Below are 22185 nucleotides of genomic sequence, written 5' to 3'. Positions count from 1 at the left end.
TTAGAATATTTTAACAAAACTTACACCTTTCTATCAGGGGAGGGAATAATATGAATTTATCAACCCAACTTCTAGAGACGGCAGAAAAGTTTAAAACAAAACCCGCGTATATTTTTATGGATCAGAAAACAAGCTATACTGAATTAAATGGAGCAGTGACACATTTCGCAGAGGGTCTTCAACGGTTGGGAGTGAACAAAGGAGATAATGTCGCTCTATTATTGGGCAACTCACCGCATTTCATAATAGGTTTGTATGGATTAATGAGATTGGGGGCAACGGCCATTCCGATTAATCCAACCTATACAGCTGATGAAATAGCATACATATTAAAAAACGGAGATGTAAAAGCAGTTATCACAATAGATTTACTAATACCTATGTTTGAGAAGATGAAACAGATGCTGCCTGAAATCAATCATGTCATAGTTTGTCCAACCGGTAAGGGGTCAGATGAATTGCCTCAGGACCTGTCGATTACCGATAAAATGAAAACGTTTACAGAAGTGCTTCAAATGGCAACTGGAGATTTTTCTGCTCCGGAAGTCGAGGAAAATGACATAGCACTCATTTTGTATACTTCAGGTACTACGGGAAAACCAAAAGGTGCAATGCTTACGCATAAAAATCTTTATAGTAATGCCAGAGATGTGGCGGATTACCTGCAGATAAATGAAGATGATCGCGTTATTACCGTGCTGCCAATGTTTCATGTATTTTGTTTGACGGTTTCCTTGAATGCTCCATTGCTGAATGGTGGTACATTAGTCATTTTGCCTAAATTCAGTCCTCAAGAAGTATTCAGAGTGGCTGAAAAATATGAAGTAACACTATTTGCAGGTGTACCGACGATGTACAATTACCTTTTACAATATCCGGGAGACAATCTAAATAGCTTTAAAACTCTCCGCTTCTGTATTTCCGGAGGTTCGGCTATGCCAGTTGCTTTACTAACGAATTTTGAGAAGAAGTTTAATGTAATTGTTTCAGAAGGATATGGTTTATCTGAAGCATCCCCTGTAACTTGCTTTAATCCAATCGATCGACCAAGAAAACCTGGCTCTATTGGTAAATCAATTATTCATGTGGAGAATAAGGTAGTCAATGAACTGGGTGAAGAGGTTCAACCGGGTGAAGTTGGTGAATTAATTGTCAAAGGTCCAAACGTGATGAAGGGCTATTATAAAATGCCTGAAGAAACTGCAGCGGCAATAAAAGATGGATGGTTATATACGGGTGATTTAGCTCGAAAAGATGATGAAGATTATTTTTATATTGTAGACCGAAAAAAAGACATGGTCATTGTCGGTGGATTTAATGTTTATCCAAGGGAAGTGGAAGAAGTCTTATTCGCCCATCCGGAAATCTCGGAAGTAGCCGTAATAGGGGCTCCGGATCCAAATCTTGGAGAAGTCATCAAATGTTTTGTAGTGTCCAAAAATCCTGAATTAACGGAAGAACAGTTAATCCACTATTGTCAGGAGCATTTAGCTAAATATAAAGTACCTGAATCAATTGATTTTATGGAAGAGCTTCCTAAAAATACGACAGGTAAAATTCTCCGCAGAGCCTTAAAAAATGCTATGCTGCAACAAACAAAATAGAAGAAGAACGTATACTTGTACCCGCAGTGATGCGGGAATTTTTTTATTCTAAATCATTATCGCTGAAAAAAGCCTTTACTCACTTTTTTATTGAAATTATGTTGTACCTGATTTTACAATCTTTCTATAAAATCATCGTATGGCAGTATATCGTATTATTTCTAATATCTTTATTACCATTCTTAGATGTGTTTTCTGTTATTCCAGTAAGTATCGCATTGGGAATGGCACCGTTAGCAGTTGCAATTATTGCGTTTCTAGGTAATTTTGTTATGGTTATAGCCTATGCGATGTACTTCAGACAAATTACTGAATGGTTTAATAAACGTAGATCAAAGAAGAGGAAAATAGATCTTACAAAAATAGAAACAATGGCCAGACATATTTGTGAAAAACATGGTCTGCCGTTATTCGCTTTAGGGGTTCCTTTCATACTAGGGACGGATATAACTACTTTACTGACTCTTAGGTTCGGCTCTTCTAAAATCAGAGTAGTTAGTTACTTGGATGGGGTTTAGCTTAATTGTTTGGTCGGCTATTACAACAGCGATCTCTTCATACATATTACGGTACATAAATTGGATTTAAGTATATACAGAGTTAAAAAAGAGGGCTAGTTATGGCTAACCCTTTTATATTTTACCCGCTATATCTTTTTAGAATCATCGTCTATTAGTGATGTACTTTGACATCTTTACTGCAATATTATGGAATATCAATACCAAAGCTTTGTGCCATATTGCTAATAAATTCATCTTCGTTTAGTTCTTCACGTTCCTTCATTATTTCTTCGCCGGTATGGTATCTCAATTGACTGGAAGGATCGGTTGCCGCCTTGTAAATCAATTCGGCAACAAGATTCGGGGAATCGACTTGTTGAGGGTCAAACAAGCTTTGGTACACTGATCCAATTTTTTGCTCGATTTCACTATAATTCGTCAATTGGGCATCTTGCAGCGGGTCCATAGATCTGCCTGTAAAATCGGTATTAGTTCGTCCCGGCTCCACGATTTTTACCCGAATATTGAGTGGGGCTAACTCGTATAATAGAGCTTCCGTAAATCCGTTTAGGGCAAATTTGGAAGCATTATAAAGAGAAAACAACGGAAGTCCGAGTCTTCCTCCTCCGGAGCTAATGTTGATAATAAGTCCCTGACGATTCTTTCTGAAGTGAGGCAGGATCGATTTTATTACCTGCATCGGGCCAAAAACATTGACGTTAAACTGTCTTTGGATTTGTTCTTCTGTTGCAGCTTCAAAGACACCAAATGAACCGTAACCAGCATTATTTATAATTACATCAATATTCTGAAATTTCTCGATCCCTTGTTCAATCGCGTTGTGGATGGATTCTTTGATTTCAACGTCGAGATGGGTGACCAAAATGTTCTCGACTTTGGTAAATTCCGTTTCTTTTTCAGGAGAACGCATAGTTGCAATTACATTCCATCCTTGGTTCGCGAAATGTAAGGCCGTTGCTCTCCCGATTCCTGCCGATGCACCAGTAATTAATATAGTTTTCATCCTCATTTTCTCCTTCTAATCCCCTGCTGGGGAAGAATATAACTCGATTTTGTAATTTATGAGTTCCGTGCAGCGTGTTAATTGCTCCATTTGATTTTTGATTCGCATATTTTGTTGACGAAGCATTTTAATACACTCGTTTTTAGATTCGTCTCCTTGAATGACGAGTTGTGCGAATTTCTTCATATCGGCAATACTCATTCCCGTTTCGCGAAGGCGGGAAGCGAAATTGATCCATTCAACGTCTTCGGAATCATAAACCCGAATCCCGTTTTCATTACGTTTTATGGGCGGGAAAATACCTTCCTTTTCATAGTAACGAAGCGTGTGAATTGATAATCCAGTCTCTTTGGCGAGTTGACTAATTTGCATACTCATAAGAAGATCCACATCGTACATTTCTCCTTTCTAATGAAGTTAGTTTAAAGTTTAACTGCTAGAGTGCACTCTATGTCAAGACTTTAAGTGGAATAAGATGGAAATTTTTTCGAGGGGATTATAATCAGTGTTTTGCTACGAGTTTTATAAAGGCTATGGATCACCATAAACATTTTGTTGTAGTAATTGAGGCGATTGATACTTTAGGACGTATGTTAGTTCCTTTAAAAAACGAGTATAGTCACAATATGAAGGCTATGTATGTGGAGGACGAGGAACTTGGCAGATTGAAGTTCAATCTAACAATGGTTGATGTACAGCTTGGTAATTTGCGAGGCTACATCGAACAGTATATTAAAGAAGAATGTTATGAAAATTAACGGAAAAGATGGTCTGTGAACGCGATAGGCCCCTTGGAGCATACAGCAGCGCTTGATCCATCACGGGCAGAGCTGATAACAGATCTTACTAAGAAAATCGTGGAAGAGCATAAATTGACAACTTTAATGGTTACCCACAATATGCAGCAGGCTCTTGATTTGGGTAACCGATTAATCATGATGGATAGCGGTGAAATTCTTTACGAAGCAGACCATTCCTCTAAACAAACGCTAACGATTGATATATTAATGAACGAATTCCAAAAGCTAAAACGTAATACGCAAATCTCTGATCGCAGCTTATTGGGATAATATATTTATAGGAGTAAACAAACAGAAACAGCAAGCATTAAGCTTGCTGTTTCTATCTATTTTAGCCAATTTTTCTCGTTGGAACAAAGGTCTCTTTGTATGTTCCCTCCCACAAATCGATGCGGCTCTGGATGTGGATTTCATCGCGCATGCTCTCAGGATGCTTTTCAATTTTCTTTGTGATTCTTTCTCTCCAGAAGCTTTTGAATTTTGGTTGAATCGTCAAGGAATGCTCTACAGATAATTGGCCATTGTGCTCATAGAATACGATTAAAACCTGACAATCAATGTAGGAATGATCTTTTCTAGATAAAAGCTCATCCAATTTTTCAACCGTAATCGTTTTTTGTAAACGTTCTTGTTCACTTGGGTCTGGATGGTGTAAAGTGTTGGGGCAAATATGCGCTACCTTTCCATTTTCATCAATGACTACTCGTACATAACCTAATGTTTTTTCATTGCCTTGCATCTATATCCCTACTTTCAACTTAATCATAAGTCAATTATAGGGGTCACTAATAATATATTACAATATTCAAAAAATTCCAATGAAAAAGTATAGATTTGTAGTCAGAGTTTTTGCTTCTAGAACGATTGATTAGTAGATGGAAGAATACCAAATTCTATAGAATACATAAATCTCTAAGAGAAGCTTATATCGTTTTGCACAATCTTTATTCATAATAGCTTTTTATATGCGAAGAAATTGAGTTTAAATCATGATTTTTAATAATATTTAGTAGTTAATAGGTTGACTTGCCTTTTGAGTAGAAGTGAATTTTATATTATTTTAATATAATAGAAGGTATTGTCGAGCATCTTTTTTTAGTTAATAATAAGTTTATTAATTGTTACGCTTTTTTTAATCGGAAAGGAACTAAATAATCATGAGCATTGAAGAGGAATATGAGAACCTAGATATACCTGAGGGACAGATAAAGTACGCAAAGAGATTACAAAAATTGTTATGCGATAGATTGGATATGGAATTGCCAAGCGAATATGAGTTATCTGAAATTGTGGTGGAACAGGCAATGTTTACTTACATAGATATTCTGGAAAAATATTATCGTCTGGATGGAAAAGCGTGGGAAGAGTTCTATGCAAAATATCACAGGGTAACTAATGTTCCTAGACAGTTAGAGCATTTTAAAGAACAGAAAAAAGGAAGTTTGGAAATTTTGGAAAAGAGGGAGAACTAAATCCTTAGCTGCCCTAAAAGATAAAATATTGAAGCGAAAGAAACATTTAGCTAATGCCAATTAATTTTGTAAAAGAATATACTTAAACTAACTGGGGTGTTGATCTTAGAAGGATTAATTCCTTTTTGTGTTGGATTTTATATGGAAATCAAGGAGTGGGTTGGATCTTTTTACGTAATGCTTTCCTTCTTGGATAAAAAGGGGGAGCATGACAGTAAGATTTCATAAGGAAAATTATTTATGTGAAAGAAAGTACGTAAACAAACAGGTGCGTTCGTTCTATAGTAAATAAACAACTTTAATATTCATTCTTTAGGGTTTATAAAAGTAAAAAAATATAACTTTAAACAAGTTTAAAGAGCCCTGCTACGTTCTAAATGTAGCAGGGCTCTTATCTTTTTTGATCACTATTAAATAATTTTATTATCACTGTATATAAGCTGCATTTTATGTCTGTTGTAAAAATTTGGATTGTTCATTATGATTAATCATATACCTGATTTAGGGGAGGGAAATGATGACTTCTTTACATGGGAAAACAGCTGTAGTAACAGGAGCGAGCAGTTCAAGAGATATTGGAACTGCCATATGCCGGAAATTAGCGTCACAGGGAGCGGATATCTACTTTACGCACTGGAGGGCAGATCAGGAATGGCCAGAAAACTTTTGTAATGAGTTACAAACAAGCGGAGTTCGTTGCAATAGCATGGAGATCGATTTAGCGAATGTTAATGCAGCATATGAAATATTGGACCACGTTTCTGTGGAATTAGGAGTACCGTCCATTTTAATCAATAATGCTGCTCATTCTACAAGAGATGGATATTTGAATTTCGATGCTAAAATACTGGATGATCACTATGCTGTTAATATGAGAACTACTTTTCTACTATGTGTGGAGTTTGCTCGGCGCTTTGAAAAAGCTGGATATCAAACAGGACGAATCATTAATATTACATCAGGACAGGAACTTGGCGCAATGCCTAGTGAATTAGCCTATGCAGCTACAAAAGGAGCCATTTCTGCATTTACTCGATCATTGTCTGCTGAACTAGCTCCATTAGGGATTACGGTAAATGCCATAAACCCGGGTCCAACCGACTCAACTTGTATGACAGATGGAATTCGGGAGCAGCTCTTACCAAAGTTCCCATTGGGACGGATCGGTGTACCTGAGGATGTCGCCCGTATGATTGGTTTCCTTGTGTCCGAGGATGGGGAGTGGTTAACTGGTCAAGTCATTCATTCAGAAGGCGGATTCATACGTGGTTAAAAGGCTATTAATAAGAAAGTTTATTTAAAGTTTACGATTGGAGATCAAATCGAAAAGCAATCAATCCTTATAATTGAAGTGGATGAGTTTTTGAAAAAGGATAAATATATATCTATCGGATGGTCAGTATTATATGGGAAGGATCCATGATTGACTGCTATTGAGTAGGTATTTATGAATCTTGTAAAGTAATCGAGAAATGGCTTCAATTTATATACCAGTTTGAAGGTAGTTTAGTATATTGGTTTGGCATGCATACAAGAATGTTCAAAGGAAGGCAGGTTATACATATGTTTGAGGGAAATAAATTAGTTATACGGCCAATTAAACAAGAAGATTTATATTCTTTGTGGGAAATGGTGTATAAAGAAGAATCTCCAGAATGGAAAAAGTGGGATGCTCCTTATTTTGAACATAAGACGATGACCTATGATGATTTCTTGGAGAAAAGCCAACAGATTATTGATCAAAAAAATTACTGGGGAATAGAAGTGGAAGGAAAAATAATCGGTACAGTTAGTTATTATTGGGAACATGAACCATCAAAGTGGTTAGAAATGGGCATCGGAATATATAATCCTCAATATTGGAACGGCGGATATGGTTCAAGAGCTTTAAAAATATGGATTGACCATTTATTTGAAACAATGCCTTTAGTACGCGTGGGATACACAACCTGGTCTGGTAATCACAGAATGATTAAAGTTGGCGAAAAATTAGGGATGCAAATGGAAGCGAGATTAAGAAAGTGTCGTTTCTATAATAATGAGTATTATGATTCTATTAGAATGGGGTTACTGAGAGAAGAATGGGAAACTATGAAATAATTATAAATCGAAAGCTGTGAACCAGTTCATTTTTCTTAACAAAAAAAGCGTGAATTAGAAGGTGTTTTCTTCCTCGGTGGAGAATCAAATAAGGATATTTATCGAATCAGAGGTGCGTCAATGGATCCAATTAAAAAGTTAAACCCAATTGAAGCCGCCCAACAGTTTATTAAAAATTATTTTCCAAACTGTGAGGGAGCTCTATTGGCAGGCAGTGTTGTTCGGGGTGAGGCAACTGCAACATCTGACCTAGATATTGTTATTTTTGACAAAAGTATCAGTTCATCTTATCGAGAATCATTAATAGAACTTGATTGGCCTATTGAAATCTTTGTACATAATTTAACCTCTTATAAACCGTTTTTTGAAAGTGATTGTGAAAGAGCAAGGCCTTCACTGCCAAGAATGGTTTCGGAAGGCGTAGTTTTAAAGGATGATGGAATAATTGATTCAATTAAAAAAGAAGCTAAAGAAATACTGGGAAAAGGTCCAGAAGAATGGTCAGCCGAAATGATTAATATAAAGCGTTATTTTATTACGGATGTTCTTGATGATTTTAAAGGCTGTACGAATCGGGCAGAGGAGCTTTTTATAGCCAATGCGCTTGCTGAATTGGTAAGTGAATTTGTATTACGAACAAATCGAAAATGGATTGGTACATCTAAGTGGATGGTTCGCTCTTTAAAACAATTAGACGAACATTTCACAAACCAATTTGTAGAAGCTTTTGATTGTTTTTATCAGACAGGTGAGAAAAACCAAGTCATACAATTAGTTGAAGGTGTATTAAAACCCTTTGGTGGACAGTTATTTCACGGATTTTCATTAGGAAAAAAGTAAGAACCTTATGAGGGAGATTAGTTAAAGTCATTATTAGATATAGGGAGCAAGTCAAGAGATATATTAAACAAAATTAACGGAATATTCAGATGTAAAAAAAGGGGGATGGTTACAGTCATGATTAAAGAACTTCAATCAAAAAATGAAATACTGGAAGCTTTTCCGGTTATGAAGCAGCTACGAACACATCTTGATGAATATACATATGTAAATTTAGTGCTGGATGCACAAGAAAACGATAGATACAAAATGTATTCTCTAGTTGATGACGGTCAAATTGTTGCGGTAATTGGTTTTAAACCGATGATCACCCTTTATAATGGCCGATTTGTTTGGGTATGTGATCTGGTAACGGATACGAATAAGCGTTCAAATGGCTATGGTGAACAACTACTTACATATGTCCATCATTGGGCATGGGAAAACAACTATGAAACTATATCCTTATCATCAGGGTTACAGCGTAAAGATGCACATCGTTTTTATGAAGAGCGTATGAACTATGACAAAGTAAGTTATGTATTTAAGAAATCTTTAAAATAAAGATATTCTCCACTACTAGGCCGTTAGTACGCGTATAATCAAGCATAATTAAAACGACCCAGACTATAACTATTAATTCTGTTTGTACTAATTATGAGTCCACATATACACTATCAATACCGTAAGTAAAATTATCGAAATCTTTCATCTTTTATTTTTGGGACCATAAAAATCTTGAAAAGCACTGCGTGTTGGATTCATCGTGAAAATCGAAGAACGCGAGTCGAATCATTTCAGTATAAAGTGGTGGATAATTCTACTTCAAATGCTGCTGTAGGGAGGAAGAGAGACTTCTGAAGATTGCTTTTACTTTACATTATGATAATAAATATCCATCTAAATCCTCTTTATCCACTTCCAGATCATAGATCATAAAAAGAAATCACCTTATCAACAAATGGCAGTATATTTGAGTTTTTGAATATTGAGTATTTATCCTTAAATAATTCGTACTTTGTTTGAGGACATGCTGAAAACGTATGTGGCTGCGAAACAAACTTGAATGAAAGAAAATCTTCTTTAAAAAAGAAGTCTTTCTTCAACATAACCATTAAATCTCACCAGATAAAGAGGGAGAGATAGAGATGACTAACAAAAAAATGTATACCATTTTAATTATTTTCTGTGTACCTTCGATTATTTGCATCTGGATGTTTGAAAACCCTTCATTAAATATATTCTTGACAATAACTGGGGCAATTTTATCCACGCTATTAAGGGGCTATGCAAAGGATTATGAAGATAAGCAAAAAGAAGAGAAGTCTTTAGAAGAAAATAGTAAAAGCTGATTTAATGTGAATTTATTTTATCAAGAGATTATCTTATGTCTTTGATTTCAAACATGTATAAGGAAAATGTGGAGGCGATTTTGATCATAAAACGTGTCATTGAACAATTTGGATTGCAGGTATTATCCATAAATGAGGTTGAGAATTCTTATAGTTCAACAGTCTATAAATGTAATTTGCTTAATGCCGAAAATATTTTTATCAAAATTCCATATACAAAATTGAAGTTTCAGCGGGAATTAGAAGCGTATGAGATTTTGAAAGGAAGGGTTGTAATTCCGGAGATGTTAGACTGTTGGTCTGGTGATGAGAATTGTCCGGGTGCTTTTTTATTATCCGAATTAAAAGGACAATCCTTAACCAACCAGGTTTCACGAAAAGCAGCCTATCAAGTCGGGGTTATTCATGCTTCGATGCATTCCACACAGCCACCTGCCGAGAAGGAGTTAACTGCCATACAAAATGAATTTCCAAACTGGTCTAATTTTATAGAAGCTAAATTTTATAGTTTTGCTGAACATGTAAGAGATGTTCTAGATGAAAGTTTATATAAACAATCCATAGAAAAGTTTGAAGTAATGAAAAAACTACTCCCTGATCCAGATGGGCCTAGCTTAGTACATATGGATTTTCGCCCGGCAAATATCATAATGGATGGTGATCAAGTCTCAGGAATCATCGATTTTGAATCTGTACGATTTGGTTCAACTGAAATCGATTTCACTAAACTGTATCGTGATTTTTTAAACTATGATCATTCCCTATACCAAGCTTATAAAAAAGGCTATAAAAGTATCCGGCCTTTAATTGATTTAGGAATTGTCTTACCTTTTTATCGCTTTACAGATGCCTTCAATAGTATTGGGTGGTGTAAGAAGCGCGGAATCGAAAAACATGCTGTATTTTTTGAAGAAAATCTGGCCATTTTAAAAAAACTGGTGCTTTGAAATGAGGAAGATATGCATTGTTTATCATAGCCATATTAGTTAGCGCCAGAAAAGCTGTCCAGTGGACAGCTTAGCTTTTGCCGAAGTGCATCTCGTCTTCAAGGTTGAGTAGAAAGGCGGAGCCAGTGGAGGTGTGTCCATTAATCCACTCCTGAGAAATTTTAGATACATTAGGCCAATTGGGGATTTTTGCATTATGTTCCGAAACCCAGCTTAAGCAATATTGCGGATCAATGTTTTCTTCATAGCATTGTGTTAAAAAAGTCTGTATATTGGCTTCCGTACAATTTTCAAAAGAGCCGCATGTATGAGATAAAATTTGCTCCATTTTTATTTGAATAGCATCCTTACTATACTCTGTCATCCGTTTTCTCCTTCTATTTTGCAATTGTAATTTTGATTATTCATTATTCGATTAGAAAGGTGAACCTTGGCGGCTATTTACAGTGAGGATATGTTGTTATAAAAGAGAATCACCGTTTTTTTTTACGTCTTTCCCTGATTTCGTAGCTGAATCTAATCATTGGATTGGCCTTGATTATTTTTCATTTTCCTCACCTCTTTTATTAACATTTGAAGAAATACAGAAAAATATTCAATTAACTCAGGAGAAATTGGATAATCATAGTAAAACGTATAGTAAAGGGGCAATTCCAATGGATGTAAATTTAAAAGAGCTTTTAAAAGAACTAGAGGAAAGTCATATTAATTTTGAAGTCCGTAATAGTCGAGAAAAATTAGATCAAATACTAGCTGAAGATTTTTTTGAAATCGGTAGTTCGGGTTATATGTTTGATAAAAAAGCATGCCTTGAAACCAGAGTTGCTTTAACTGAGATGTCACTCTATAATTATGAAATTTATCCGTTAGCATCAGATGTCGTTTTATCTACCTATTTTATTGTAGATAAAACAAGAGCTCGTAACACATTTCGAAGCTCTATATGGAAATTAATTAATGGAAGATGGCAATTATTTTTTCATCAAGGAACCATTTCGCCACTACAATTAAGGGAAGTTCTTAAGGACACCACTCCTTGAGGATGCAAATTAGCTAATGGTGTATTAGGAACAAAGCCTTTTCTCGATGCACGGCTATTTTAAGAGTGAAATTTAAAAGAAACGGACTTGGAAACTGCCTGATTAAAAGAGATTGGAATTAACCATTGGAAAAAAGAAGAAGGTTATACGGCTGGGTATTTGGGAAAAGGAGAAAATACCATTGAATTAAAATTTGTTTAAACTTGAGATATGGATAATGAACGACAAATTATTGATTTGATTTTTAGTAGGTCCTTTCATTATTAAAAGCTTTGAAGTGGAGGGTTATGTAATGGGAAAGTTTATAGTTGATACTGAATTTTGGGAGGTGTTCCCCAATGCTCAAATTAATATGTTAATTGTAAGAAATATAAAAAATAAGTATTTAGAAGAAAATTATGATTATTTCTCTGAACTTCTTAATAGAGCGACTAAAGAAGCTACTGCATTTTTAACAGAAGATACATTTAGCCAAAATCAAGTTATCGCTGAATGGCGTAAAGCATTTGGCAATTTCAAAACGAAGAAGGGTACTCGATCATCCATTGAAGCATTGTTAAAAAGAGTCAATCAAAATAAAGAATTTTTGCCTATTAATCCTTTGGTGGATATGTACAACAGTGTTTCTCTAAAATATGCAGTTCCCTGTGGTGGCGAGGATATAAATTCAATTATTGGTGATGTGCATCTTGGAAAAGCAAAGGGTGGAGAACCATTCCTGCCAATCGGTGCTGATCATGATTCACCGGCTTTACCGGAGGAAATCATTTATTATGATCAAGTTGGTGCTATTTGCAGATGTTTAAATTGGAGAGAAGCTCAAAGAACAATGCTAACTCGTGATACGACCGATGCTATCCTTTTCATTGAATCGATCAACAAAGAGCAAGCGGAAAGGGCTAATCAAGCCATGAATGAATTGAAGCATCTGATTGATACATATTACAATACTGAAAGCACCAGCTTGATTTTGACAGCAAATGATTCATCTTATAATTATTGATTTTTTTATTTATTTTTGAACCATTACGTTTATGTAAGTGGTTCTTTTTTTATTGCCAACTTTCGAAGTATCCTATATATCTCCTTCCTATTCTTGTTGTGTATTGAAAAATTGTACCAATTAATACGATGGTAATAATTACTCGATTTCAAATAAATAATAATAAAAAGGGGATATTTTCAAAAATATATCCTTGAATAGTAGTCTTATTTCGAATAACAAAAATCCGTAATTTTACATCCAAATTTGTTTCTTAAATTCTTTATAGTAGCACAGACAATAGTTTTGTCATATTAGTATAAATATATAGAAAAGGAGGGATTAAAAACAAAGGTACGATCACTTGAAAAAGATTGTATTCCTTATGAAGATAAATGAAGATTATTTTAATGATTGAAATGAAAAAGTAAAAGAGAGTGCCATAAAAAACATATGAAGGATAAAATTTACATCGGGATTCTTCTTGTCGTATACCAGTACTGCCTTGTACTATTAAATCCAAATTGGCGTTTAAGGAATATGTTTCAGAGGACAATAATAGGTTTATCGCAGCTGTAAGTGGGGATATAGTACTTTATTGCGTTCAATCAGATTTGGTTTCATGCTAATTATTAATTGAGAATAAAAGACGCTTAAGATTCTATACGCTTATGATTTTATCGATTTTTTCAAGCTTAATCTAATTTTAGTCTTTATAGGAGTTTTTTATAATGGTAGATTTTTTTCAAAATTTCAATCCAATAACACAAGCATTTCTAGCCACCTTATTTACATGGGGAATGACTGCACTTGGAGCCGCTCTGGTATTTGCGACAAAGACCATAAACCAGCGATTATTAGACAGTATGTTGGGGTTTGCCGGTGGCGTAATGATTGCTGCCAGTTATTGGTCTCTTCTGGGGCCAGCCATCGAAATGTCAGAGAATAATGCCATAGGGGCCTGGTTTCCGGCAGCATTAGGATTTTTATTAGGTGGATTTTTTTTATGGGGAATTGATAAGGTCCTACCCCATCTCCATCCAAATACCCCTATTAGTGGGGCGGAAGGATATCATCGAAAAGATAGGAAAAGGAGTACGCTATTGGTTCTTGCTATCACCCTTCATAATATCCCAGAGGGGTTAGCGGTTGGGATTACTTTTGGTGCTCTTGCAAATGGCGGGACGGAAGCTTCTTTAATTGGTGCTTTAACTCTTGCTCTTGGAATCGGGATTCAAAACTTTCCTGAAGGTGTGGCTGTTTCAATGCCTTTAAGAGGAGAAGGGATGTCTCGCAGGAAAAGCTTTTTCTACGGACAATTTTCAGGTATGGTTGAACCAATTGCTGCCGTCATTGGGGCATTTGCCGTCGCCTTTATTGAACCGTTATTACCCTATGCCCTGAGCTTTGCCGCTGGAGCCATGATATTTGTTGTAGCTGAAGAAGTAATTCCAAGTTCACAAGAAAAGGGTAATAAGGATTTAGCATCCATGAGTTTAATGATTGGCTTCACATTAATGATGATACTTGATGTAGCATTGGGATAACTTGAATTTTTTCTTATACAAGATCGTTAAACAGTATAACTGGGTTAACTAAGCAGTCGATTAAATAAATTATCGGGCTGCTTTTTTATTTGCCCGTACTTTTACATTGAAGAATATAAATCAATGTACTTGGTGTATGAAGATTGGATACAAGAAGGATTGGAGCCTTTTTTGGCGAATTTAAGTATGAGAATATAGGCAGTTACCCATGTATGACAAATCAAAATGGCTCTATAAGTGAGGTTTTATGATGGAAATCTTATCGGAACGATTATGGTTGCGACCATACAATGATCATGATTTGGCTTTTCTTGAGTCACTTTTGACCAACCCGAATATGGTGCGCTATATAGGGAACGGACAAATAAGAGATAATGAAGGAATCAAAAAATTTACAGAATGGATTTATGATACATATTCCTTCGATCCTCATTATGGTTTGAAACTCATTTTAGACAAAGAAAGTAAGAAGCGCGTTGGCCATGCAGGGTTGGTGCCCCAAATTATAAATGGTAAACAAGAAATTGAAATAGGTTATTGGATATCGCAAGAATACTGGGGGAGAGGGTTTGCAACTGAAGCAGCCAGAGTGTTAATGGAATATGGAAAAAACAAACTTAAGATTGAAAAAATGATTGCGCTTATTCAAAAAGATCATATAGCGTCTCAAAAAGTTGCTAAAAAAATTGGTATGCAATTTGAAAAAGAAATAAATCTAAAGGGAAAAGAAGTCTTTGTATACTGTTGCTAATCATATTTAAGAGATTGTTCTAAACAAACACGAGCATAATCTTTTCTTTCCTTTTTATTATTCTATCAAAAGTTACACCTCTTATTAAAAAGAACCGGATAGAATTTATAGGTTTTGTTACGTCTATACTCACAGAGGATAGTAATCAAGCAAAGGTTCTAGAGTAATATACAGTAGAATTTCAGATAATTAGGTTTACTGAAAAATGTAGAGAATACTAGGAAGGTTTGAGGCAGAAAGATGGTAAAAAGCGTGGAAATCATGAATAAAATCGAATGCAAGGAGCGAGGATGGCTAAAAACTAATCATTGGGCCAAGTACTTACTATTAACGAAAGAACACCCCGTCAACATGGAAAACGTGGAAGCGCTAGAGAGGATTCCAAAGAATCCGGTATGGGATTATACCAAAAAGACACTCGAAATCTTAGCAAATGAATCTCACTTCTCTGAAGAGATTACTAACCTAATAGAAGAAACACTGGTTTGGGCTGAAGTCGCTAAATGCGGATCCCCTTCAGAACGTAAAAGATGGGTAACGGAAGGGGTCAATGTGTATGTTCACAATATCGGTTCCGCCCAGATTTATCAAATGGAAACGACAAAGCCAGATGAACATACGGAATTGATTGCTGCTCTCATCGCCACTCATGGTTTGGTGGGGCAGTATATACGTGGAGAATCTTTGCTGACGAAAAATGAATCCCTCTATCCGGTTTTGCACCGCTGGAGCGGAGGGGAAAACAATCAATCCATTGAATTGCTCATGCTCTTGAATAAGTGTATTATTGCAGCGGTCAGTCCATCTCTATGGGAAACGATTGAAAAAGACGTTCAACAAGCCGTGACATCTATTGTAAAGGGCAATTTCACGCAGGGAGACACGTGGAAAGAACGTCTCCGAAAACTCCGTCAGCAATCTATTCAAAACGGAGAAAATTTCGATAACGAATTTCAGCGAATTTTCCGTGATATCCGTCTTCAAAAGGAGATAGAAACTCTGCTTGATTCTCGTGATTTATGGTATGTGGAAGCAGCATTAAAGGATTTTACATTGGAGGAGTTCACAAAGATTTTTCTTATAATCAGCAGAAAAAGTTCCTTAGAGCAGGTGAGTCATATTAATTTTTCCGAACTCATGAAGGAACTGTATTATGATCATAAAGGGAAGAAAAAAGTCAATCTATTTAAAAAAAGAATCTTCGAAAAGTATTTGTCTGAATGTACATTTGATGATTTGTTGGCAGGAGAAATTAAAGATAATCCGCATGTATCGGTTCTGGTGGAGAAAAAAGGAAAGATGAGCGATACAGTGTTCTTTCGTTTTGTTTTTAGCCCACCCAGCCAGAAACTGATTGAATTTTGCGTGGAATCAGAGAAATATGGAACTTTCTTTGAAAAAGCTATACTCCTCTTGTATGACTTCTTTGAGTTACGAAGAGATCAGTTTGACCGCTTTCACAACGAAGAGGAGTATCTGGAGACTATGAATCAGACCATTGATTTCAAAAGGGTCATCTTGGACTATATCACAGGAACGGACATTGCGGATATCGGTCCGGGAGGCGGAGCGTTGCTGGATGAAATCGTAAAACGATATCCAAAGGCGAACGCATTCGGCATAGATTTTAGCAAAAATGTGATAGAGTCCCTCGAAAAACGAATTCAAAAGGAGCAATTACCGTGGACAGTTCAGTTCGGAAATGCGTTAGATCTTGAACAGGATTTGGATCAACCTGTGGATACGATCATTTTTTGTTCTATCCTGCATGAGCTCTATTCTTATATTGAGACAGATGAAACCAAATTTAATATGAAAACTATTCGAAAAGCACTTCAAGGTGCTTTTCGAATGTTACGTCAAGGTGGGAGAATTATCATCCGTGACGGTATTATGACTGAGCCAAAAGAGGTCTCACGAATTATCCGTTTCCGAGATTCCGACGATTTAGAGATTCTTGAGCGGTATAGTAAGGATTTTGAAGGCCGGGCCATTTCTTATGAAGTGGCGGGACATAATGAAGTTAAAATGCGGATCAATGATTGCATGGAATTTCTTTATACCTACACATGGGGAGAAGAAGCCTACCCGCATGAAGTTCAAGAACAGTTTGGTTATTTGACCCCTTCGGAATATGAAGTTTTAATCAAGGAGACTTTAGGAGAGGATGCCGAAATCTTGGTCAACCAGCATTATTTGCAGAAAGGATACACACATGCCTTGGATTCGAAGATAGAGTTTTTAGATGAAACATATCGTCCCGTTCCATTACCGGATTCAACTTGCTTAATTGTGATTCAGAAAAAATTAAAAGAAAAATAATCTTAAATAAGCTATCATTTCGAATGGAAGAGGAAAATTTCAGATAGATAATATAGAAGCTTTAGACCTTAAGGTTATTTTATAATCTATTCCCTTTGATTATTTAATTTTTCAGCATTTGAGGAGCTAAATGTTTTTAAACAAACAAGGCGTTGATCCCCTTATCAGGATTAACGTTTTTTTGATGAAGGCACCAGGAAAAAAAGCTGAGATTATTTCTGAACGTATGATATGCATGCAAATACTATTTATATAAGGATTCGTATAGATCGAAATTCAGATTCTTATAAATTTTTATCAAGTATCATCTATAATCAATATGTTGGCATCAATCAATACGAACTATGTAAAGGGGATTATACTATGGGCAGATTAGCCGGAAAAGTAGCTATTGTTACAGGAGCAGGCCAGGGGTTGGGACTATCGTTCGCGAAAGCGCTCGCTAAAGAAGGGGCGAAAATTACAATCGCTGAGTTCAATGCTGAAACAGGGGCGAAGGCTGTTGAAGAACTAAAAGATATGGGTGCGGAAGCATTATTTGTTCAATGTGATGTTTCGAATGAAGAGCAAGTAAAAAATGTTGTCAATAAAACGGTTGAAACGTTGGGTGCTGTAAATATTCTCATCAATAATGCACAGGCCTCAAAACCTACTGCTTCTATACTTGAAACAACATACGAAGCAATGGAACTGGCCTGGAAAACAGGTACAGTCGCTTCACTTTACTTTATGCAACAATGTGTCCCTCATATGAAAGAGTCGGGTTATGGCCGTATCATCAATGTGTGTTCGGATACTGGCATCGATGGGATGGAAAAATTCGCTGCTTATGGTTCCGCAAAAGAAGCGATTCGTGGCTTAACACGTGTTGCAGCACGTGAATTCGGTAAATTCGGCATAACGGTAAATGTCGTTTCTCCAGGCGCACTGACACCTGCTGCGAAACTATGGATGGAACATGATCCAGAAGGATATAAAAAAACAATGGAGCCAGTTCCTCTGGGCCGTCTTGGTAACCCGGACAGTGATATAGCTCCAGGGGTTGTATTCTTAGCCAGTGAAGAAGGAAGATTCATGACAGGTCAGACTGTTTTTCTAAATGGCGGGCATACTTTCGGACGATAAGGAGGGATCACTGCCACAGTTGTTTTTCTACTAATAAAGTTCTGAGAGATGGCTGGCGTTGTATGTATGAGAAAGGGATTTGTCATACGACAATTGAAATAGGTTAATTCAGGGTATGGAGTGCAGAATATGAATCTTATTAAACATTTGGGGATAAAGTGTATACTCATTATTGTAATTTTACTAACTAATTTTTACTTAGATAGTTATCTTAGTAAGCCGTTTACTTACATGGATCTAATCGCAATAATTATTGTAATTCCTATAAATCCTTGATTTTATTTTATATGATAAGTTAAAAAAGCATCTAAAACCTATTTCTTTATCTAAAGATATTTCACTTTTGGCTATTAGCCATTTTTATCGCAATTATTATTACGGGATTTTTAACAGGAGAAATGCAGTTTTAATTCAGTGTTTTAATGATTTAACAAAGGACATACCATATTATGTTAATACGGTATGTCCTTTCAATTTATATCTATTAGTTTAGGTTCAGATCAATTAGCACTAAAGAGATTTTTTATTTTAGATAGATTTGAAGAATAATTTTAAGACTCTAGTGTAGAGTGTTAAAATAGTACAAGCTACATTGATAATCATTATCAATTATGATAATATTATATCTCAATAATTTTTAGGCATTAGTGTTTATCGCTTTCTAATAAGAAAGGAGAAGGAAGTGAAAAAATATATTTGGCTAAATCCTGTCGTTTTAAAGATGTACGATCTGGAAGAATTACATTCTACTTTAGAGAGTATAGGGTTTCAAATTGTTGCTTGTGAAGAAAATCACTTACAAATAGTGAAAGATAAAAATAAAGAGAGATATGAAAGCTGTAAGCAGCTTCTTTGTGACAATAGATGTCCTAAAGCTATAACCTATGTAAAAACTCGTTATGATCATGCTAGTTTGGAGTACTCTACTATCCATCCAATCTTAATTCATTGTGCGGAAGAACTCGCTAATAGATATAAAGACGATGATGCAGAACTCTATATCATCACTCCTTGTACAGATTTAAGAGATCTAGGAAACAAATTAGTATTAAAAAACACGATATTTCAAACATGGACTCAGTTTTGCAGAGAACATCATATCAGATTAAATAGTAAACCAATTGAAAATAGTCCGATTCCGCCAGGTTTTTTTGATAATATCCCTAATGTGGTCAGTCTTGCATCTAAGCATGATATTGATTGCTTTTTCCAGGATGCATCTAGGCAAGATAAACAATTAATAGAAATGTTGTATTGCCGAGGTGGTTGCCATAATGGAGATGGAGTTCGAATAACAAATGAATAATATAATAAAAAGATTGATACCGATTGCTGTTATTTTAATCGTATGGTATTTATGCAGCTATTTCGAGATATGGAGCGCCTATATTCTGCCTAGTCCAACGCAAGTATGGGATACCTTTGTATCAATGGTACAAACGGGAGAACTGTTTATTCATATCTTTGCAAGCTTGAATAGAGTACTTGTCGGTTTTTCAATTGCCTTTATATTCGCCTTTATCCTAGGTATCATTGCTGGTTTAAAGCCCTCTCTTTCTCCTTATTACAATCATATTGTGGAGTTCTTCAGAAATGTTCCTCCTCTGAGCCTGATTCCCTTGCTAATTTTATGGGTTGGCATCGGAGAAGAATCCAAAACGATCATAATCATTTTAGCTTCGTTTTTTCCAATGTTTTTAAATATAAAAAAGGGGTTTGGTTCATGTGATCATAAGCTTCTGGAGGTCGGTGAGGTTTTAGGATTAACTCCGGGGCAACGTTTTCTGAAAATCATTCTCCCGTCTGCTGTCCCAGATATTCTTTTAGGGATGAAGGTTGGTCTTGGATATAGCTGGAGAGCCATTATTGGTGCAGAAATGATTGCTGCTTCGAGCGGTTTAGGGTACTTCATATTAGATGCGCAGACGATGTCCCGCTCTGATAAAGTGATTGTCGGAATTCTCGTGATTGGTCTCCTTGGAGTCTTCTGCGATAAAGTTTTCTCATTCGTAAGCAAGAAATTCACTCGTAGGGGAGGTATAAAAAATAGCTGGGATTAAAATAAATCAACTTTATAAAAGCTTTATGGTGGATGGGAAAAAGCATGATGTATTGCAAAATGTTAATGTCAATTTCCCTCAAAATAGCATCAGTGTCATTTTGGGGAAAAGCGGATGTGGGAAGACTACGCTTCTACGCATCTTAGCTAATCTTGAGCAATGCGATCAAGGAGAAATATCCATTGATAGTGATGAAAAAGTTAGCTTTGTTTTTCAAGAACCCCGTTTAATGCCATGGTTATCTGTATCCAAGAACATTACATTTGGTTTAGAAAAACAAAAGATAAATTCTGACGAAATAGAAGAGTTAATGAGCTTGATAGGGTTAGAGAAATTTGAGAAAGCCTATCCACACCAATTATCCGGTGGCATGCAACAAAGAGTTGCATTAGCAAGAGCATTAGCCTATGACCCATCCATCATATTAATGGATGAACCATTTGCTGCACTCGATTATTTCACACGTGAAGCAATGCAGAAAGAATTAATAAGAATTTACCAACTAAAAAAGAAAAGTATCATCTTTGTTACGCATAGTATCGAAGAAGCTATAGCAATCGGGCAAAATATATTTATAGTTAATGATGGGAAAATTCATGCTCAATTTAATCTGGAGTCGTATGAATATCCCAGAGATGTATTATCGCCATCTCTAATAGAAATAAAGAAAGACATCATAGAAAAATTAGCGTGAGAGTGAGGACATAAAATAATGAAGAAATGGTTAATATCTTTACTTGTTTTACTGAGCGTTTCAGTTATTGTTGCCTGTGGAAAAGATAGCGATTCTGAGAAGAAAAACACAAAAAATAACGATGAGAACACGTATTCAGTGGATAAGGTGCAGGCAACTTACGTGCAATCTCCTTTAAATATTCCTTCCATTGTTGAAAAAGAAAAAGGATTGTTAGCCGATTCTTTTGCGGAAGAAGGGATCGAATTTGGATATTCCAATTTAACTACCGGTCCTGAACAAACTCAAGCATTAGCTTCGGGAGATATCCAATTCCTGAATGCAGTAGGTGCCACATCTGTCATATTATCTGCATCGAATGGTGCGGATATCAAAATTTTGAGCATGTATAGTCGTTCTCCTGAGGCTTTTATGTTATTTACAAACCTTAAAGGTATTAAATCACCTACCGATTTAGTAGGGAAAAAAGTAGCAGGTCCAAAAGGAACAGTTTTACATGAATTGCTTATCAATTATTTAGCAACTGAAGGTTTAACAGATAAGGATATCGAATTTGTACAAATGGATATTCCATCTGCACAAGCGGCGTTAGTGGCGGAAGAAGTAGATTTTGCGTTACTGGCTGGCCCGGCCGCCTATAATATGATTCAAGATGGGTATCAGGTTGTTACCAATGGTGATGGACTGGTTGATGGAACAATCGTAGTGGCTACTAGTGAAGAATTCTATTCGAAGAATCCTGGCTTAGTAAAGAAATTTTTACAAGTACAAAAAGAAACATTGGAATACATCGATGGAAATTATGAGGAAGTTATGGAGATTGCAGCAAAAGAAACCGAGCTACCTCTGGATGGTGTAAAAGAAATGTATAAAATGTATGACTTCAATATGGAAATTAAACCTTCTGATATTGAAAGTATGGAAAAAACGGTAAAATTCATGAAAGAGAACAATATGATTGAAAACGATGTGGATATCCAGTCATTACTATTGGAAGTAGAATAGTAGAAGGAGGCATGTTTCTTTAAAACTTAAGAAGCATGCCT

The 22185-nt window shown here is 35.8% G+C and carries 24 protein-coding genes and 1 pseudogene; 21 read left to right on the top strand and 4 right to left on the bottom strand.

Annotated elements, in window-relative coordinates; genetic code table 11:
- The first annotated feature begins 50 nt into the window (after positions 1-50).
- A complete protein-coding gene (locus AC4G3K_RS09415; RefSeq protein WP_491133152.1) occupies positions 51-1604 on the top strand; it encodes a fatty acid--CoA ligase family protein in 1554 nt (517 codons plus the stop codon).
- Between the two features lie 101 nt (positions 1605-1705).
- Positions 1706-2122, top strand: coding sequence for a small multi-drug export protein (locus AC4G3K_RS09410; protein WP_491133151.1), 417 nt, complete (start codon positions 1706-1708; stop codon positions 2120-2122).
- A 187-nt stretch (positions 2123-2309) separates the two neighbouring features.
- Here the strand turns inward: AC4G3K_RS09410 and AC4G3K_RS09405 are convergent, their stop codons facing one another.
- Complete coding sequence (locus AC4G3K_RS09405; RefSeq protein ID WP_491133150.1) at positions 2310-3128, bottom strand: SDR family oxidoreductase; 819 nt, start codon at positions 3126-3128, stop codon at positions 2310-2312.
- Positions 3129-3143: 15 nt separating this feature from the next.
- Complete coding sequence (locus AC4G3K_RS09400; RefSeq protein ID WP_491133149.1) at positions 3144-3527, bottom strand: MerR family transcriptional regulator; 384 nt, start codon at positions 3525-3527, stop codon at positions 3144-3146.
- Between the two features lie 134 nt (positions 3528-3661).
- Between AC4G3K_RS09400 and AC4G3K_RS09395 the strand changes: the two genes are divergently transcribed.
- A complete protein-coding gene (locus AC4G3K_RS09395; RefSeq protein WP_491133148.1) occupies positions 3662-3886 on the top strand; it encodes a hypothetical protein in 225 nt (74 codons plus the stop codon).
- Positions 3887-3922: 36 nt separating this feature from the next.
- A pseudogene (locus tag AC4G3K_RS09390) lies at positions 3923-4198 on the top strand (ABC transporter ATP-binding protein); the annotation flags it as partial.
- Between the two features lie 61 nt (positions 4199-4259).
- Here the strand turns inward: AC4G3K_RS09390 and AC4G3K_RS09385 are convergent.
- Positions 4260-4667 (bottom strand): hypothetical protein, encoded by a 408-nt coding sequence (locus tag AC4G3K_RS09385; RefSeq protein ID WP_491133147.1) that lies wholly within the window; start codon positions 4665-4667, stop codon positions 4260-4262.
- 418 nt (positions 4668-5085) lie between these two features.
- Here AC4G3K_RS09385 and AC4G3K_RS09380 point away from each other — a divergent pair, with 418 nt between their 5' ends.
- The 7 genes from AC4G3K_RS09380 to AC4G3K_RS09350 all read left to right on the top strand — a co-directional run bounded on the left by AC4G3K_RS09380 (position 5086) and on the right by AC4G3K_RS09350 (position 10618).
- Positions 5086-5400, top strand: a complete 315-nt coding sequence (locus AC4G3K_RS09380; protein WP_491076441.1) for a hypothetical protein — start codon at positions 5086-5088, stop codon at positions 5398-5400.
- A gap of 517 nt (positions 5401-5917) precedes the next feature.
- The gene (locus tag AC4G3K_RS09375; RefSeq protein WP_491133146.1) at positions 5918-6673 is read left to right on the top strand and encodes an SDR family oxidoreductase; all 756 of its coding nucleotides are present in this window, start codon (positions 5918-5920) and stop codon (positions 6671-6673) included.
- 290 nt (positions 6674-6963) lie between these two features.
- The gene (locus tag AC4G3K_RS09370; RefSeq protein WP_491133145.1) at positions 6964-7500 is read left to right on the top strand and encodes a GNAT family N-acetyltransferase; all 537 of its coding nucleotides are present in this window, start codon (positions 6964-6966) and stop codon (positions 7498-7500) included.
- A gap of 120 nt (positions 7501-7620) precedes the next feature.
- Positions 7621-8340, top strand: a complete 720-nt coding sequence (locus AC4G3K_RS09365) for a nucleotidyltransferase domain-containing protein (RefSeq protein WP_491076444.1) — start codon at positions 7621-7623, stop codon at positions 8338-8340.
- 105 nt (positions 8341-8445) lie between these two features.
- Positions 8446-8883 (top strand): GNAT family N-acetyltransferase, encoded by a 438-nt coding sequence (locus AC4G3K_RS09360; RefSeq protein ID WP_491076445.1) that lies wholly within the window; start codon positions 8446-8448, stop codon positions 8881-8883.
- A 584-nt stretch (positions 8884-9467) separates the two neighbouring features.
- Positions 9468-9671: a hypothetical protein gene (locus tag AC4G3K_RS09355; protein WP_491076446.1), complete on the top strand. Its 204-nt coding sequence runs from the start codon at positions 9468-9470 to the stop codon at positions 9669-9671.
- Between the two features lie 80 nt (positions 9672-9751).
- A complete protein-coding gene (locus AC4G3K_RS09350; RefSeq protein ID WP_491133144.1) occupies positions 9752-10618 on the top strand; it encodes an aminoglycoside phosphotransferase family protein in 867 nt (288 codons plus the stop codon).
- A gap of 70 nt (positions 10619-10688) precedes the next feature.
- Here the strand turns inward: AC4G3K_RS09350 and AC4G3K_RS09345 are convergent, their stop codons facing one another.
- Complete coding sequence (locus tag AC4G3K_RS09345) at positions 10689-10982, bottom strand: hypothetical protein (RefSeq protein ID WP_491076448.1); 294 nt, start codon at positions 10980-10982, stop codon at positions 10689-10691.
- Between the two features lie 292 nt (positions 10983-11274).
- On the opposite strand from AC4G3K_RS09345, the gene AC4G3K_RS09340 reads away from it, so the two are divergent.
- From AC4G3K_RS09340 to AC4G3K_RS09295, 10 genes are all read left to right on the top strand, one after another.
- Positions 11275-11658, top strand: coding sequence for a nuclear transport factor 2 family protein (locus AC4G3K_RS09340; RefSeq protein WP_491133143.1), 384 nt, complete (start codon positions 11275-11277; stop codon positions 11656-11658).
- 292 nt (positions 11659-11950) lie between these two features.
- Complete coding sequence (locus tag AC4G3K_RS09335) at positions 11951-12661, top strand: B3/B4 domain-containing protein (protein ID WP_491133142.1); 711 nt, start codon at positions 11951-11953, stop codon at positions 12659-12661.
- 710 nt (positions 12662-13371) lie between these two features.
- The gene (locus AC4G3K_RS09330; protein ID WP_491076451.1) at positions 13372-14187 is read left to right on the top strand and encodes a ZIP family metal transporter; all 816 of its coding nucleotides are present in this window, start codon (positions 13372-13374) and stop codon (positions 14185-14187) included.
- Between the two features lie 250 nt (positions 14188-14437).
- The gene (locus tag AC4G3K_RS09325) at positions 14438-14938 is read left to right on the top strand and encodes a GNAT family N-acetyltransferase (protein WP_491076452.1); all 501 of its coding nucleotides are present in this window, start codon (positions 14438-14440) and stop codon (positions 14936-14938) included.
- 240 nt (positions 14939-15178) lie between these two features.
- On the top strand, positions 15179-17260 hold the full coding sequence (locus AC4G3K_RS09320; protein ID WP_491133141.1) for a class I SAM-dependent methyltransferase: 2082 nt from the start codon (positions 15179-15181) through the stop codon (positions 17258-17260).
- 363 nt (positions 17261-17623) lie between these two features.
- Positions 17624-18385 (top strand): SDR family NAD(P)-dependent oxidoreductase, encoded by a 762-nt coding sequence (locus tag AC4G3K_RS09315; RefSeq protein ID WP_491133140.1) that lies wholly within the window; start codon positions 17624-17626, stop codon positions 18383-18385.
- A gap of 682 nt (positions 18386-19067) precedes the next feature.
- On the top strand, positions 19068-19691 hold the full coding sequence (locus AC4G3K_RS09310) for a hypothetical protein (protein ID WP_491133139.1): 624 nt from the start codon (positions 19068-19070) through the stop codon (positions 19689-19691).
- The gene (locus AC4G3K_RS09305; RefSeq protein WP_491133138.1) at positions 19684-20445 is read left to right on the top strand and encodes an ABC transporter permease; all 762 of its coding nucleotides are present in this window, start codon (positions 19684-19686) and stop codon (positions 20443-20445) included. The genes AC4G3K_RS09310 and AC4G3K_RS09305 overlap by 8 nt, the downstream gene beginning before the upstream one ends.
- Positions 20446-20473: 28 nt before the next feature.
- Complete coding sequence (locus tag AC4G3K_RS09300) at positions 20474-21139, top strand: ABC transporter ATP-binding protein (RefSeq protein ID WP_491133137.1); 666 nt, start codon at positions 20474-20476, stop codon at positions 21137-21139.
- 18 nt (positions 21140-21157) lie between these two features.
- On the top strand, positions 21158-22144 hold the full coding sequence (locus tag AC4G3K_RS09295) for an ABC transporter substrate-binding protein (RefSeq protein ID WP_491133136.1): 987 nt from the start codon (positions 21158-21160) through the stop codon (positions 22142-22144).
- The last annotated feature ends 41 nt before the right edge of the window (positions 22145-22185 follow it).

Source organism: Bacillus sp. z26, from assembly GCF_058313635.1.
Note: the sequence above shows the minus strand (reverse complement) of the source record. Positions and strands in the feature narration are given on the sequence as shown.

Bases quoted from the DNA above. Each gene is read 5' to 3' on its own strand.
- AC4G3K_RS09415 (WP_491133152.1), top strand. From the start codon at position 51: ATGAATTTATCAACCCAACTTCTAGAGACGGCAGAAAAGTTTAAAACA.
- AC4G3K_RS09405 (WP_491133150.1), bottom strand. From the start codon at position 3,128: ATGAAAACTATATTAATTACTGGTGCATCGGCAGGAATCGGGAGAGCA.
- AC4G3K_RS09400 (WP_491133149.1), bottom strand. From the start codon at position 3,527: ATGTACGATGTGGATCTTCTTATGAGTATGCAAATTAGTCAACTCGCC.
- AC4G3K_RS09395 (WP_491133148.1), top strand. From the start codon at position 3,662: ATGGATCACCATAAACATTTTGTTGTAGTAATTGAGGCGATTGATACT.
- AC4G3K_RS09385 (WP_491133147.1), bottom strand. From the start codon at position 4,667: ATGCAAGGCAATGAAAAAACATTAGGTTATGTACGAGTAGTCATTGAT.
- AC4G3K_RS09380 (WP_491076441.1), top strand. From the start codon at position 5,086: ATGAGCATTGAAGAGGAATATGAGAACCTAGATATACCTGAGGGACAG.
- AC4G3K_RS09375 (WP_491133146.1), top strand. From the start codon at position 5,918: ATGACTTCTTTACATGGGAAAACAGCTGTAGTAACAGGAGCGAGCAGT.
- AC4G3K_RS09370 (WP_491133145.1), top strand. From the start codon at position 6,964: ATGTTTGAGGGAAATAAATTAGTTATACGGCCAATTAAACAAGAAGAT.
- AC4G3K_RS09365 (WP_491076444.1), top strand. From the start codon at position 7,621: ATGGATCCAATTAAAAAGTTAAACCCAATTGAAGCCGCCCAACAGTTT.
- AC4G3K_RS09360 (WP_491076445.1), top strand. From the start codon at position 8,446: ATGGTTACAGTCATGATTAAAGAACTTCAATCAAAAAATGAAATACTG.
- AC4G3K_RS09355 (WP_491076446.1), top strand. From the start codon at position 9,468: ATGACTAACAAAAAAATGTATACCATTTTAATTATTTTCTGTGTACCT.
- AC4G3K_RS09345 (WP_491076448.1), bottom strand. From the start codon at position 10,982: ATGACAGAGTATAGTAAGGATGCTATTCAAATAAAAATGGAGCAAATT.
- AC4G3K_RS09340 (WP_491133143.1), top strand. From the start codon at position 11,275: ATGGATGTAAATTTAAAAGAGCTTTTAAAAGAACTAGAGGAAAGTCAT.
- AC4G3K_RS09335 (WP_491133142.1), top strand. From the start codon at position 11,951: ATGGGAAAGTTTATAGTTGATACTGAATTTTGGGAGGTGTTCCCCAAT.
- AC4G3K_RS09330 (WP_491076451.1), top strand. From the start codon at position 13,372: ATGGTAGATTTTTTTCAAAATTTCAATCCAATAACACAAGCATTTCTA.
- AC4G3K_RS09325 (WP_491076452.1), top strand. From the start codon at position 14,438: ATGGAAATCTTATCGGAACGATTATGGTTGCGACCATACAATGATCAT.
- AC4G3K_RS09320 (WP_491133141.1), top strand. From the start codon at position 15,179: ATGGTAAAAAGCGTGGAAATCATGAATAAAATCGAATGCAAGGAGCGA.
- AC4G3K_RS09315 (WP_491133140.1), top strand. From the start codon at position 17,624: ATGGGCAGATTAGCCGGAAAAGTAGCTATTGTTACAGGAGCAGGCCAG.
- AC4G3K_RS09305 (WP_491133138.1), top strand. From the start codon at position 19,684: ATGAATAATATAATAAAAAGATTGATACCGATTGCTGTTATTTTAATC.
- AC4G3K_RS09295 (WP_491133136.1), top strand. From the start codon at position 21,158: ATGAAGAAATGGTTAATATCTTTACTTGTTTTACTGAGCGTTTCAGTT.